The following is a 13,554-nucleotide window of genomic DNA, read 5'->3' on the forward strand; positions in this document are numbered from 1 at the left end:
CGTGTCAATCCAGACGATCCGCCAGCCAGTTGCGCAACAGGAAATGCGCGATAGCCCCGTTGCGCGCAGGCAGGATCCCGGGGTGGTCGCCGGCAAAGGCGCGCGCCATCTCCTCGCGGCTGACCCAGCGGGCGTCCTCGATTTCTTCGGGGTCTATAACGATGTCGCGGCTTTCGGCCACTCCTTGGCATCCCAGCATCAGCGACGAGGGAAAGGCCCAGGGCTGGCTGGCCAGGTAACGCACCGCGCCGACGCGCACCCCGGCCTCTTCGAAGACCTCGCGGCGCACCGCGGCCTCGATGGTTTCGCCGGGCTCGATAAATCCCGCGAGACAGGAATACATGCCCTCGGGCCAGCCGGGGCTGCGCCCCAGCAGCACCGAATTGCCGTGGGTGATCAGCATGATCACCACCGGGTCGGTGCGCGGGAAATGATGCCCGCCGCAGGCCGGGCAGATGCGCTGCCAGCCGGCCTGAAACATCTCGCTTTCCACGCCGCAGCGGGCGCAGAACCGGTGGCTCTGATGCCAGCCGAAGATCGCCTTGGCGGTGGCCGCCAGTTCCGCGTCGCGGGCGCTCAGCCTTGTCATGACGCGGCGCAGCTCGGCAAAGCGCTGGCCTTGGGCCAGTGCGGGATGCGTCTGTTCGGTGGTGTCGACAAAGCCGCCCAGAACCGACGGATCGAGACCCTCGGGGCTCCAGCCCGAGATGTCATGCGCGAAACACGCCGCCCCGCCCTCGCGCCCCAGAAGCATGGGTGGCACGGCGGCCTCGGCCAGAACCGGATGGGTCAGCGGCAGCCGCACCATGTCAAGCGCGTCCTCCCCCGACACCAGCGGCTTGCCGCGCCACATCAGAACCGTGCGCGACGCGGGATCCTGCATCGCGGCCGCCAGCGCCGGCACGTCGCCACGCAACTCCGCCGCCCGGTCGAGCCCCGAGCCCCCGAATGTCACCGTTTCCGCGTGTTCCATGCCTGCCTCCGCCGCTCTCCCCTCCAAGTGCCATTTTATCCGCATCAGGGCAAATCGCTTTGCGCGGGCACGGGAAAGCCCGCATTGCCCGCGTGCGAAAACATGCAATAATTGTATGGACGAAGGCATTGCGCGCTAAACGCGTCAGGGGAAGACAGTGACGGAAGACCGACCAAAGCCGCCCGGCCTGCCGCCGCGGGCCGACCATGAGGCGCATTTGCGCCTGCTGGTCACCTCGGATTTGCACATGCATGTCTATCCCCATGACTACGTCGCCGACCGGCCGGACGACCGTTTTGGGCTTGCGCGTCTTGCGCCGCTGATCCGCCGCGCCCGCGCCGAGGCCGCCAACAGCCTGACCTTCGACAACGGGGATTTCCTGCAGGGCACCCCGATGGGCGATCACCTGGCCCGTGGCGGCGCGTGGAATGCCGGGGATACGCATCCTTATGTCGCGGCGATGAACGCGGTGGGCTATGACGCCGGCACGATCGGCAACCACGAGTTCAACTACGGGCTGGAGTTCCTGACCCGCGCCATGCGGGCGGCGGATTTTCCCGTGGTGCTCTCCAATGTCCTGTGCGCGCAGGCGGACACGGACGAAACGCTGTTCCCGCCTTACGTCATTCTGGACCGGCAGATCCTCGATGGCGCCGGGCGGCGCCAGCCGATCCGGATCGGCGTGATCGGCTTTGCGCCGCCGCAGGTCCTGCAATGGGACCGCAAGCATCTCTGCGGCCGCGTCGAGGCCCGTGGCATAGTCGAGACCGCGCGGGCGCTGGTGCCCCGCCTCAAGGCCGAGGGCGCCGAGCTGGTCGTCGCGCTGGCCCATACCGGTATCGCGCCCGAAACCGGGCCCGGCACGCTGGAAAACGCCGGACTGCCTCTGGCCGCCATCGACGGGATCGACGCGGTGCTGGCCGGACACAGCCACCTCGTCTTTCCGTCCGAGCTGTTCGCCGAGGTGCCGGGCGCCGACACGGGCGCGGGCACGCTGCATGGCAAGGCCGCGGTGATGCCGGGGTTCGGCGGCAGTCATCTGGGGGTCGTCGATCTGCTGCTGACGCGAACGGGCGGGGCCTGGCGGGTCGCCGCCGGGCGGTCCGAGGCACGTCCGGTGGCCCGGTCGGACGATGCCCCCGCCGCCGACGTGATGGCGCCGGTCGAGGCCGCGCACCGCGCCACACTCGCCCATATCCGCCGCCAGGTGGGCCGCACCCTGCAGCCGCTGCACAGCTACTTTTCCATGCTGCAGGATACCGCCGCCGTGCGGCTGGTGGCCGAGGCCCAGATGCGCCACGTCCGCGAGGCGCTGCGCGGCACCGAATGGGCGGCGCTTCCGCTTGTCTCGGCGGCCGCACCCTACAAGGCGGGGGGCCGCGGCGGGCCGGAGCATTACATCGACATCCCCGCGGGCGCGGTGGCGATGCGGCATGTGGCCGACCTCTACAGCTTTCCCAACGAGATCTGCGCGCTTTGCATCACCGGGGCCACGCTGCGCGCCTGGCTGGAGCGGTCGGCGGCGGCCTTCAACCGGATTGCGCCGGGTGCCCGGGACGCACCGCTGCTGTCGCCCGATTTTCCAAGCCACAACTTCGACATGCTCTACGGCCTGCGCTATGACATCGACGTGACGCGCCCCGCCCGCTTTGCCCCCGACGGCAGCCTGCTGGACCATCGGGCCGGGCGCATCGTCGATCTGCGCCATGGCGGCCGGCCGGTGCGCGACGACATGGCGTTCATCGTGGCCACCAACTGCTTTCGCGCCAGCGCCGTCATTGCCGACTTCGGCGGCGAGCCCGTTTTCGCAAGCTCGGTGTTCAACCGCGACGTGCTGATGCGACATATCGCCGACAACAGCCCGGTCGCCACATCGCCCGGGCCGGGGTGGCGCATCGCGCCGCAGCCCAACACCAGCGCGGTCTTCGCCACCGGGCCCGGCGCGCGGGCCCACGCCCGGGCCAGCGGCCTGAGGTTGGACGAGCTGGGAATGAACGAGGACGGCTTTCTGCAATACCGCCTGACGCTCTGAGCGCTATAGAGCCTCGGTCCGGTGCAGCTGCACCTTCAGGCCGCCGAAGGCGACCGGCGGCCCGGGCGGCAGGAACGGCAGGCCGGTGGCGCGCGCCAGACCCGCTTCGCTGGTGACAAGCCCCACACGCCAGCCGCCGAACCGCGTGCGCAGGACCTCGCCCAGCGCGGCGTAAAGCCCGTAGAGCATCTTCTTGTTGCCGATCCGCGCACCATAAGGCGGATTGACCATGACCAACCCCGGCGGTCCCTCGGGCGGGGCAAAGGCGCTCACCGACTGGCAGGTGAACCGCGTCAGCCCGGCGACGCCCGCCCGTTCGGCGTTCTGCGTGCTCATCCGGATCGCCCCGTCGTCGCGGTCGAACCCGTGAAAGCACAGCCCGGTCTCATGTCCCGCCACGCTGCCCCGCAACGCCGACCAGGCGGCGGGATTGAAGGACGCCAGTCGCTCGAAGGCGAAGGCCCGGCTGCGTCCGGGGGCCAGACCGGCGGCGATCTCGGCCGCCTCGATAACGAAGGTGCCCGAGCCGCACATCGGATCGGCCACCGGCTCGGTCCCGCGATAGCCGCATTGGCGCAAAAAGAGCGCCGCCAGCGTCTCGCGCATCGGGGCCTTGCCCACGGCCTCCTTGTGCCCGCGCTTGTGCAGGGGGGCGCCGGAACTGTCGATGCTGAGCGTGACCAGATCGTCCTCGATCCGCGCCATCAGCCGCAGTGCCTCTTCGGGCGCGTCCTTGACCGGGCCTTCGAACACCTCGGCCCCGAGGCCGTCGCGAATGGCGTTGGCGATGCGCTGGCTGGCAGCGCCCGCGTGATAGATGCGCGACTTGCGGCAGGTCACCTCGATCCGCAGCGGCACGTCCGTGCGCAGCACATCGGCCCAGGGAAACTTGCGCGAGCGTTTGTCGAGCTGCGCCAGATGCATCGCCCGGAACGCGCCGATCCGCACCAGCACACGCCCCGCCCCGCGCAGAACCAGATTGGCGCGCCAGACATCGGGCCAGCCGCCGCGCAGGGTGACACCGCCCGGTACCGCCTCTGCGCCCTTGAACCCGGCCGCCCGCGCCTCGTCGCACAAGGCCGGCTCGAGCCCGGGCGTCCCGGCCAGAAAGATTTCGAAGTCGTCCATCCCGCGGCCATATCCGGTCGCGGCGCGCCGGGGAACCGGATTCTGCACCACACCCGTTGCAAGAGGCGGCTCGAACCACTAATTAGGCGCTGAGAGGTTGGCGCGGGCAAGCGCCTCGCCAACCCGGTCAGGTCCGGAAGGAAGCAGCCGCAACGAGCCCCGCTTGGGTCGCTGTCCAGCCTCTCACCTTCTCCCATCGCGTGGTCTGACGGCGCATCTGGCGGTCTTTGCCCTGGTCCGTCCTTTGGTTCTGGACGAAGATCAAATCGTCGCGGCCGGTGATGTTGAGCGCCACGACCTTGACCGCGAGTCCCCTGCCCGGCGCGGTCTCGACGCCAACTATGCGGAGGCTGCCGGCCCCGTCCTCGAATCCGGCGACGATACCCTCGTCACAGCCCTTGAAGACGTTCCCGGCAAAGAGATCCGCGCCAATCCAGCCGCCGGCCGAATCGTTGCGCCCGATGCCATCGCACCGCAGGTGGCGTCCACCGAACCGTCCCGATTGAATGCCACCTAGCCGCGGCCGCGACTGCGCGAAGGAAATGCGTGTTGCTCAGCGCCGGATCGTCAGTCAGACACGGCGAACCGCCGACTCCGGAAACAGACGTCGGTCCGCCCGGTCAAGTCGAATCCGGGCAAACGTGAGAAAATCATTTCCGCACCTCCAAGAGCTATCTTCCCGCACCCCGTGCCAGCCCGTCCGGCAGCCTGGAAACCAATCGATCGACAGGCCGTGGGGGCCCGCCCGCGGCGCGCGACAACGGTCGCCGCCCATGGCCCGGCGCACTCCAGAGCTTCCGGACGCCGCTCCGCCGAACGAAAGTTTCGGTGCCGAACAGGCAGAGACCCGTCGGGCAACAAGACCCAGGATGCGGGCTGGACAACCACGCCAAAACCGGCAATAACGCCGCTGAACGGAACGGCATCGCCAGGCCAAACTCAAGGCCACGCGATCCCCCGCTTTCCGTTTCGCCCAAGATCCGGTCACGTACCTGATTTTGCACCACAAAGGCGAGTTGGCGGAGTGGTGACGCAGCGGATTGCAAATCCGTGTACACCGGTTCGATTCCGGTACTCGCCTCCATTTTATAAATTTAAGATACTGTAAATAAATAATAATATTCGAAGATTTAGCCGATCCTTTGACACCAACCCACCCAAAAACTCAACCTCTCTGGTGTTTCCCATCTGGCCGAGCACATGATTCGTAATTAGCGGGTCCCCGCGCGAATGACTTGCGAAACCAACGGGTTCGCGGCAAGGGAGTAGAACTAGTAGGGCCATAGTAAGGTCTAGGAAGCCGCTGTAGCTCAGCTGGTAGAGCACGTCATTCGTAATTAGCGGGTCTGCTCGCGAACTACGTTTGAGACCAGTTGGTTAGGCGCGGCGCGCTGTAACTAGTAGGGCCATAGTAGGGTCGCGACAGAGAAGGATGCCGGTGTAGCTCAGCTGGTAGAGCACGTCATTCGTAATGATGGGGTCGGGGGTTCGAGTCCCGTCACCGGCACCATCCTTCTCCGAAAAGAAGCAGGCAGCTTAGATTTCAATCGCTCCGGACGGGATTAGAGCGTTGAGCGGGCTCTATGCAGCAGTCGCGAACGCGCCCGTTGCAGCTTGCTGCCAGACATGTTCGTAGACGCTCTTTGCAACAGCATCTTTGTCGTCAGGCGAAAAAGGCGGAGTAGGTAATCGGGCATACACTTCGTCGAGAATAAAGACCTCCACCTCAGCTTTGGTTTGTTCCTTCTCCCAGAATCTATCGAGTTCAGCCAATCTAGTGCTGATCGACGAAAGGAGATCGCGGCTGGCTTGCTTGACGGTCTCTCGATCAGTCTTGCTAAGCCGATCCTTCTTCAACAAATCGAAGACGGCCAATTCCTCCTCGGTTAGTCCTTCCTCGACTGCACGCTTCTGTTCAGCGTCGAGTTCGGCCATCAATTCTGTCAGCCGCCGAAAGGTTTCTTCGATAGTCACCCTGTCCTTCTCGCTGTTATAGGCCGCAACGATCTCTTCGTACTTCTGTTGGTAATCCATGCGGGTCGGATTTCGAGCTAGCATTTCCGCCAGCTTGGCTTCGACGATCTCGCGGATATCCTGAAGCGCAGTGGCCTTGTGACGCACCTTCTTGGCAAATTCGTCCCGAAGCCGCTCCATGTCGATCTGGCTTAGGTCGAACACGAGACCCTCGACTTGGTCGTCGCCGGGCTCCTGGGTTCGAATAGCCTCGTTCACGATGCGATAGAGTTCCTTCAATAGGTCGGTGACATCAGCGGTGTCCCGCCGCTCGGTCAGCTTCTTGTAGATCGCTTCGATGTTGTCATGCCGCTCAGCGTAGGCGAAAGCTGACGGCTCCATTAGGAGGGCCTTGAAGCGGGCGAAAACCTGCCGCGCCAGAACCTCAAACCGCCGCTTGGCGTCATCGGTTGTATAGACCGCATCGACTGCATTCTTCAGAAGCCCAATGCGATTGAAGCCCGTGGAGCCGACTAGATGAGCGGGGTCAGACCCGAGAGTCCGGAGGTGTGTTTCGGTTGCCTCGATGGCTTCGATCAGCGCCTGCACACGTTCTTCGATTGGAGCGACGATTTCCTCTTCGCCAGAACCGTCATCGCCCAAAGCATACTGCGCCAATGCCTCTCGGAGGCTCCGCAGCATCCCGTTGTAATCGACGATAAGCCCAAAATCCTTTCCGGGATAGACCCGGTTCGCTCGCGCGATCGCCTGCATCAGCGTGTGCGCCTTCATCGGCTTATCGATGTAAAGGGTCGACAGACATTCGACGTCAAATCCGGTCAGCCACATGGCGCAGACAATGGCCACCCGGAACGGATGCTCCGGGCTCTTGAAGGCGCTCTCGACGTCGATCCGTTCACCGCCCGCCGTTTCGAACCCCTGCTTCATCAGGGCACGATGCGGGATGATGTCGAAGCCCCACTTGGCGAAATCAGCGACCTCGTTCTGTGCTTCGCTGATGATTATCTCGACGATGGTTTCGTCCAGCCAGTCCGCCTGAGCCCTCAGCTTCGCCGCGTCCTCCAGCAGCCTCTCGAGCGTCGCTGCGTCGGCCGTAGCTGATGCCTCGGCACGTTTCGCCGCCTCCGCTGCGCGGACCTCCGCCGCCTTTGCCTTCCACAGTGGCACGATCCGCTGGTGCATGCGGGCGCAGGTGATCTTGTCGATGCACACGAACAGCGCCTTGCCCGATTCCCAACGGGTCGCGCAGTGCTCGACGAAATCCGCGGCGATCTTGTCGAGTCGTTCGTCGGCCGTGATGACCTCGTAGTCCTTGCCCAGCAGCTTTTCCAGCAGCGCCGCCTGGTCAGGATCGAGATCAGCTTCAGCGACCTTTTCGGCCACCAACTCGTTAAGGTTCGTGTGCGCGACCGAGTGCCGTGTGCCCTCAAAATCATATTTTAACTTCTCGCCCCGGTTCTCGTAAACGAGCTTCACCGTGGCGCCGTCCTCCTCCGACCGCTTGAAATCGTAGCGGGACACGTATTCACCGAAAATGCGTTTGGTGATCTCGTCCTGCTTGAACAGCGGCGTGCCGGTGAACCCGATGAACGCGGCATTGGGCAGCGCAAGGCGCATGTTGCGCGCTAGCCGCCCGGCCTGCGTCCGGTGCGCCTCGTCCTGCTGACTTCTTGCAAAAGCAGATGAAGATTGGACGCAGCACGTTCCTGGTCTTGGGGAGAGAAAGCCTGGCTTTGGTCCTTCGCAGCTCGCAGGGCTGATGCGCGCTTCTCTTTTGAAGCTAGAGTCGAGCCAACGGTCGTACCAGCTGAGGGAGAGGCACCCGCAAGGTCAGATGTTTTTTGTGCAGCGGTCATTTCAGCGTTCTCCTTGAGATTCCGGAGCGTGGACAAGATCGCGTTGCCCGCTCGAACCTTTGTTCTGAAGAACCCGTCTCAGATCACCAAACAGGTTGTCCCAGCTGGGAAAACTGAGCATCCATCCATAAGAATTGCGTACTATGGATGGAACCAAGAAGACGAAGCTTTGTCGTCGGCATTGGGTGATATTGAAGCTCAGGTAAATGGCGAGGGGGCGACCGTCCTTTTGCTCGGCCGTTACAACTTTTTGCGTCCGGATAACCTTTCTGCGTTGGGCAGACGCAATCCACGTCTCTCGATCAAATTCATGACAGTACATCGCTCGAAAGGATTAGAGGCAGACCACGTCGTTGTCCTTCAGGCCTCGTCGGGTCGCATGGGTTTTCCATCTGAGATTGTCGACGACCCGCTCTTGGATCTCGTTCTTCCAAAACCAGAAGAATACGACCACGCGGAAGAACGGCGCTTGTTCTACGTCGCACTTACTCGAGCCAGAAAGTCTGTCACCGTCTTAGCAGATCGACAAAGACCATCGATATTTGCGCGAGAGCTTGTCGAAAACCCGGAATACGGAGCAGTCGAACTTGGTGAGGCTGGAGTGGCGGCGCACCGATGCGGAGCGTGTGGCGGGCGGATGCTGTCGCAGACTTCAAAGAAAGGGAATGTGTACTTTCAGTGTGAACACCGAAGGCTTTGCGGCGAGATGCTTCGGCCCTGCGGTGTGTGCGACAAAGACCTTCCGGTACCGGACAAGAACAAACCAGGCGGTCTTGTGTGCAGCTGTGGTGCTGAGTTCCCGTCCTGCCCAAAGTGCTCGGATGGCTGGCTGGTAGAGCGTAAGGGCAGATACGGGGTATTCCTGGGGTGCGTGAAGTATCCGGACTGCACTGGCACGCGACAGCTGCCCAAGAATGCGAAGGCCGGCTGATCGAATTTGAGCGGTTCCGATCGCAGCGCGGACATCGTAACCTGCAGAAATGTCAGGATTTACGGATACCTCGCCAGACCTGGAGACCTATTGGCGATCGATCATCTTGTTCGGTCGCAACGTGGCGTCCTACAAATTCGCACTGGCCAAGTCGCTGATCGAACTTGGGGCGCGCGAGCAAGAACTCATACGACTAGAGGAACTATCTGAGCCCTTTGCCCGGCATGTTTGCGAGCACCTGAAGCTCAATCCAAAGCAAAGTACCGCAGCGTCGAGCAAGTTCTTGGATGCATGCCGCGCGTTCAACACAGATGAGATTTCAAAATCAGACCTGATTGCTCAGACGACGAAGCTGGGCTTCGTCAATGTGATTGATGCCTTCCACGTCGTGAACCAGGGAGAAATTCCGAAGCGCTTCTTCTTGGACGAGCGGAAGCAGAATGCCGGCATTCGGCTCACAGATGATTTTTTTAACATGTTCGAAGAGGGGCATGCTGGCGATCTTGGAGAGGAAGTTGAAGCGCGCTGGCGACTGGTTGAAACAGCCTGGAGTCTGGGCCTCTCACGGAACCTAGCGAGCATCCAGCATGATGAAGAGCTAAGCCTGCTCTACGCAGGGCCGGCCGAGCGCCGCGTCACCGTCACATCCTCTAGAAGTGCCCTCAACGGCTACCAAAAGGGCCGATGTTTCTACTGCTTCGATAGGATCAGTGTGCTTGAAGGAGATGCGCTGCTGGCTGACGTTGATCACTTCTTCCCCCATGTACTAAAGGCAGAGATGTCGGATGCGCATCTGGACGGTGTTTGGAACCTTGTGCTGGCATGTAAAGACTGTAACCGAGGCCACGACGGCAAGTTCGCGAAGCTGCCCAACTTGCGGCTGCTGGCCAGGCTGCATACGCGGAACGAATTTCTGATAGGTAGCCACCATCCATTGCGGGAGACCTTAATGAGTCAGACTGGGACCAATGAGGCTGAGCGGAAATCGTTCCTTCAAAACCAGTATGATCGAGCGCGTGAAAGGCTGATTCATACTTGGCAGCCAATACTTCGAGCGGAGCCGGTGTTCTGATGTCAGTCGAGTTCTATGAAAGCAACGCAGATACCTTCATCGCGCAGACCGTCGACGTTGATATGGCGTCACTGTATCAGCGGTTCTGCAAACACCTAAAGCCTGGCGCGTCTGTCCTGGATGCAGGGTGCGGGTCTGGCCGTGATGCTTTGGCGTTTTCGCGTATGGGCTACGACGTGGTGGCGTTTGATGCCTCACCCAAGATGGTGGATGCCGCGAGCAAGCGGGCGGGTGTGCCTGTCTACGAAATGACATTTGAGGACATGAAGTTTGACCAGCCGTTCGACGGAATTTGGGCTTGCGCGTCCCTTCTCCATGTCCCGCGGATACATCTTTCCGAGGTATTCCGTAATCTCGCGTCATTCCTTAAGCCCACAGGCGTGCTTTATGCTTCGTTCAAGTACGGGGAACGGGAGCGAGAAAAAGGCGGGCGCTATTTCAACGATCTAAATGAGCAGTTGCTTGCTGAGCATTTGGAGGATGTACCCGGTCTAAGCGCCCTCGAAGTCTGGATCACAGAAGATCGACGCCCGGACCGCAGCGAAGAGCGTTGGTTGAACTGCCTGATGACTCACGGTGATTGATCAACGCATCCTCAGATCAATTTGGCTCACCTTAAGTTCGAGAGAGGGTGGACCGGGAGGGCGCAAACGCCCCTTGGGAAGGGAAAGCCGTGCATGGGGTGGGGTGTGCCTAGTTTGGAACCGACTCTACGCCGCAGCAGATGTGCATTGAGTAACTACTGCGAACCTCATAGGAAAAGAGACTATGCCAACCAAATTCTTGGAGCTCGGCCCAGAAGCAGCAAGGGCGACCATCCTGTTTGCGCACGGCGCCGGTGCGCCGATGGACTCGCCAGCAATGTCGGCGATCGCAGAAGCGCTGGTTGGTCAGGGCCTAAGAGTTGTTCGGTTTGAGTTCTTCTACATGGCTGCTCGCCGAACTGAAGGCACCCGGAAACCCCCGCCACGCGCTGAAAAACTGAACTCAGAGTACCTAGCCGCAATCGACGCGCTCAATGTCGATGGTCCGCTGATCATAGGCGGAAAATCCATGGGCGGGCGCGTTGCTAGTATGATTGCGGATGAACTGTTCGAAGCGGATCGCATCGCTGGGTTGCTCTGCGTGGGCTATCCATTTCACCCGATTGGAAAACCCGAAAAGCTTCGCACTGAGCACCTTAAGCACCTGCAAACCCCAACACTGATCTGTCAGGGAACGCGGGACCAGTTTGGCTCGAAGGATGAAGTCAGCGGGTATGAGCTGTCGTCGGCAATCCAGATGATGTGGTTTGAAGACGGCGATCATGATCTAAAGCCGCGCAAGCGGATCTCAGGTTTCACGCATGCTGATCACATCGCGTCCATGGGCTTGGCAGTTTCGGCATGGGTCGAGGGTCTTGTTGGCTAGAGACACCTCAGCCCGCCGGGTTTACTGTGTTTGCAGGGTTTGTTTGGGCAACTTGCAGCGCGCAACCAGTACTTAACATAAGGGCGCTCATGCAAACCGCATCACTAAGCGTGGCTGAGGATTTGTATCTTGATATCAATGGACTAGACAACTGGGAAGCCGCGAAGAGCCCGTCCAGGAGCCCAACATATAGATTGCAGTCAAAGAAAAGCACCGTTATGGTCGAAATAAGCACCTTTAGCTTGCCAAAAGCACACTTAATAGCTATATGTGTGCCTATCGAAGCTGACCTATATGGAGCAAGCCATGCCAGCGATTAGTCACGAAGTAGACGCGGAGAACAACGGCGCTGCTTTAGTCGAGCGCGCACTTCAGTACCTGCGGCCGGACGATCAAGGCGTTGCGGCCAATGAAAAGTATGGGAAACGAATGAGGACCTTCTTGGTCAACAGGAGATCCAAGGACGTTCACCAGTGGACGAGAACTGATCTCAAGCGAAAAGTTGGAGAGGTCTTCAAAGAGCTCGAAGCTTCGGGACCACAGCTCATAGCTAACGCAAAAGAGCACGATAAGGAGCGAGCAGTTTTGTTGCTCGAGAGTGAAATGAATGCTCTTCTTAAAGTGCTTACCGAGCTATCTAGGCCTCACTTTGCAACTGGCGCCGATCTCTTTCGTGACCTGGCACATCAGGGAGAAGCGAGCGAAATCTCTGTGGCTCCACGAAGGAAGACCTACCAGAACAGACGTTCAGTCGCTCATGCACTCTTGAGTGGCGCAGAATAGTGAAGTTTCTCGGATGCTAGTACTTGGCGTTACGGAGACGATACAGCTCATCGACGGAGCAAGCGCTCTGCCGACCATGCAAGCGTTGAAAGGCATCGATCAAGTAGTCGCTCTCGGCGCTCCAGCATTGGCTGGAGCGCTAGACGCGATATTAGGCATGGAGGCGGGGCCAGATCAGAAAAAGCTGCGAAATAGAGTTGAAGGAATACTCAAAGGCGCCGAGGAAGACGATGCTTCGGGTCTTGGTGTCACACCCCCAGTCTATCGCCTTTTGCCGTTTACTGGTGAGAGTATCGAAGCCTTTGGCCACATTAGGGAAGCAGCGCCCATAGAGCAGTTGGATATCTATGACGCAGAAAACATGGCGATTGTCCGCGCACATGACGCAACAGCTATGCTCCTCAAGACCGAAGAAAACCAGGCAATGGTAAGTCTTCTGGAGGGAGCTGGGATTGACATCAGAATTCTTTGGATTCCTTAGATGCCTGAGTTTGCGCCCGTAGGCTCACTTTATGCGCCACCGGGGTCGGCTAGCGTCCTAAGTTTTCACGGTGGTGGGTTCCGCGGCTACTTTTCAGCCTTGATCGCAAACGGCCTCGAAGCGAGAAAGGCGCAACTTGGAGATTCTCGACCACTTGGTGAAAGCTTTGACGTCATCTGCGGAACTTCCGTAGGGTCGATCATAGCCGTTGCCCTAGCCGCGGGTGTACCAATCTCTAAGCTACTGGAGCTCTTCGAGGAACATGGCGAGAGAATATTTCCACCAAGATACGTACTGAAGACAAGACCGGGATTTTTCAGGGCGCGCTTTAAGAGCGATGAGCTCTACAAAGTCTTGTCATGTACACTGAAGGAGAAAAAGCTGGGCGATCTTGATCGGGCCTTAATCGTACCGGCAATAAACGAGACATCTGGCAAGCCAGTAATATTTCGCAGTTACGACACGTCTCAAGAAGAAATTAAGTTGATAGATATCGCTATGGCGTCGGCGGCAGCTCCGATGTACCTCCCGCTTCATCGATTTAACAAACAAAGATACGCGGACGGTGGAATCGTTGCCAACGGCCCAGAGCTCATCGCTGCTTCTGACCTTGTTTCGCGATTTGACATTCCAGTGGCGCAACAGAGAATTCTGTCAGTTGGAACGACTATGACCCCAAATAGTAGTAAAATACCACTATCTCGAAATGACAGATGGGGGGTATTACGCTGGGTATTCAAGTATAATAGACTGCAACCACTGCTTATGGACGGGCAAGTAGAAATACAACGCGAGCTGCTAGGCTCAGGACCTATTGATTTCAGCGGAAGGGCATGATTCACCGCGCGAAAACAGAGCGGTGATATGTCTGATCTCTTCTGGCTGAGTGATGCGCAGATGGCGCGTCTGGAGCC

12 protein-coding genes, 2 tRNA genes and 1 other RNA gene are annotated in these 13,554 nt (G+C 60.1%); 12 read left to right on the plus strand and 3 right to left on the minus strand.

All coding sequences use genetic code 11. The annotated features are described in order from the left end of the window. Positions 1-4 precede the first annotated feature (4 nt). Complete coding sequence (gene nudC / locus RXV88_RS04070) at positions 5-973, minus strand: NAD(+) diphosphatase (protein WP_316290821.1); 969 nt, start codon at positions 971-973, stop codon at positions 5-7. Between the two features lie 157 nt (positions 974-1,130). Between nudC and RXV88_RS04075 the strand changes: the two genes are divergently transcribed. Beyond that, a complete protein-coding gene (locus RXV88_RS04075) occupies positions 1,131-3,005 on the plus strand; it encodes a bifunctional 2',3'-cyclic-nucleotide 2'-phosphodiesterase/3'-nucleotidase (RefSeq protein WP_316290822.1) in 1,875 nt (624 codons plus the stop codon). Positions 3,006-3,008: 3 nt separating this feature from the next. Here RXV88_RS04075 and RXV88_RS04080 read toward each other — a convergent pair whose 3' ends face one another. Beyond that, a complete protein-coding gene (locus tag RXV88_RS04080) occupies positions 3,009-4,133 on the minus strand; it encodes a class I SAM-dependent RNA methyltransferase (RefSeq protein WP_316290823.1) in 1,125 nt (374 codons plus the stop codon). Between the two features lie 90 nt (positions 4,134-4,223). Here RXV88_RS04080 and ffs point away from each other — a divergent pair. The 4 genes from ffs (at position 4,224) to RXV88_RS04100 (ending at position 5,643) form a co-directional block, all read left to right on the plus strand. Then, positions 4,224-4,322, plus strand: an RNA gene (ffs, locus tag RXV88_RS04085) — signal recognition particle sRNA small type. A 55-nt stretch (positions 4,323-4,377) separates the two neighbouring features. Beyond that, positions 4,378-4,650 (plus strand): hypothetical protein, encoded by a 273-nt coding sequence (locus RXV88_RS04090; RefSeq protein ID WP_316290824.1) that lies wholly within the window; start codon positions 4,378-4,380, stop codon positions 4,648-4,650. A gap of 493 nt (positions 4,651-5,143) precedes the next feature. Continuing rightward, positions 5,144-5,217, plus strand: a tRNA-Cys gene (locus RXV88_RS04095). A gap of 350 nt (positions 5,218-5,567) precedes the next feature. Continuing rightward, positions 5,568-5,643 (plus strand) — tRNA-Thr (locus tag RXV88_RS04100). A 71-nt stretch (positions 5,644-5,714) separates the two neighbouring features. Here the strand turns inward: RXV88_RS04100 and RXV88_RS04105 are convergent. After that, on the minus strand, positions 5,715-7,868 hold the full coding sequence (locus RXV88_RS04105; protein WP_316290840.1) for a type I restriction enzyme endonuclease domain-containing protein: 2,154 nt from the start codon (positions 7,866-7,868) through the stop codon (positions 5,715-5,717). Between the two features lie 123 nt (positions 7,869-7,991). Here RXV88_RS04105 and RXV88_RS04110 point away from each other — a divergent pair, with 123 nt between their 5' ends. From RXV88_RS04110 to RXV88_RS04140, 7 genes are all read left to right on the plus strand, one after another. Next, positions 7,992-8,894: a 3'-5' exonuclease gene (locus RXV88_RS04110; RefSeq protein WP_316290825.1), complete on the plus strand. Its 903-nt coding sequence runs from the start codon at positions 7,992-7,994 to the stop codon at positions 8,892-8,894. A gap of 49 nt (positions 8,895-8,943) precedes the next feature. Further along, positions 8,944-9,966, plus strand: a complete 1,023-nt coding sequence (locus tag RXV88_RS04115) for an HNH endonuclease domain-containing protein (protein WP_316290826.1) — start codon at positions 8,944-8,946, stop codon at positions 9,964-9,966. Next, on the plus strand, positions 9,966-10,550 hold the full coding sequence (locus tag RXV88_RS04120; protein ID WP_316290827.1) for a class I SAM-dependent methyltransferase: 585 nt from the start codon (positions 9,966-9,968) through the stop codon (positions 10,548-10,550). Before RXV88_RS04115 ends, RXV88_RS04120 begins: the two co-directional genes overlap by 1 nt. Positions 10,551-10,734: 184 nt before the next feature. Next, positions 10,735-11,376 (plus strand): alpha/beta family hydrolase, encoded by a 642-nt coding sequence (locus tag RXV88_RS04125; protein WP_316290828.1) that lies wholly within the window; start codon positions 10,735-10,737, stop codon positions 11,374-11,376. Between the two features lie 306 nt (positions 11,377-11,682). Beyond that, positions 11,683-12,159 carry a hypothetical protein gene (locus RXV88_RS04130; RefSeq protein ID WP_316290829.1) on the plus strand — a complete coding sequence of 159 codons (477 nt, stop codon included), beginning with the start codon at positions 11,683-11,685 and terminating at the stop codon, positions 12,157-12,159. Beyond that, a complete protein-coding gene (locus RXV88_RS04135) occupies positions 12,146-12,640 on the plus strand; it encodes a hypothetical protein (RefSeq protein ID WP_316290830.1) in 495 nt (164 codons plus the stop codon). The genes RXV88_RS04130 and RXV88_RS04135 overlap by 14 nt, the downstream gene beginning before the upstream one ends. Then, positions 12,641-13,477, plus strand: a complete 837-nt coding sequence (locus RXV88_RS04140; protein ID WP_316290831.1) for a CBASS cGAMP-activated phospholipase — start codon at positions 12,641-12,643, stop codon at positions 13,475-13,477. Positions 13,478-13,554 lie beyond the last annotated feature (77 nt).

The sequence above is a fragment of the Aestuariicoccus sp. MJ-SS9 genome (genome assembly GCF_032586235.1).
Lineage (GTDB): Bacteria > Pseudomonadota > Alphaproteobacteria > Rhodobacterales > Rhodobacteraceae > Aestuariicoccus.

Coding starts and splice junctions, on each gene's coding strand:
- nudC (WP_316290821.1), bottom strand. CDS start 973: ATGGAACACGCGGAAACGGTGACATTCGGGGGCTCGGGGCTCGACCGG.
- RXV88_RS04080 (WP_316290823.1), bottom strand. CDS start 4,133: ATGGACGACTTCGAAATCTTTCTGGCCGGGACGCCCGGGCTCGAGCCG.
- RXV88_RS04115 (WP_316290826.1), top strand. CDS start 8,944: ATGTCAGGATTTACGGATACCTCGCCAGACCTGGAGACCTATTGGCGA.
- RXV88_RS04120 (WP_316290827.1), top strand. CDS start 9,966: ATGTCAGTCGAGTTCTATGAAAGCAACGCAGATACCTTCATCGCGCAG.
- RXV88_RS04125 (WP_316290828.1), top strand. CDS start 10,735: ATGCCAACCAAATTCTTGGAGCTCGGCCCAGAAGCAGCAAGGGCGACC.
- RXV88_RS04130 (WP_316290829.1), top strand. CDS start 11,683: ATGCCAGCGATTAGTCACGAAGTAGACGCGGAGAACAACGGCGCTGCT.
- RXV88_RS04140 (WP_316290831.1), top strand. CDS start 12,641: ATGCCTGAGTTTGCGCCCGTAGGCTCACTTTATGCGCCACCGGGGTCG.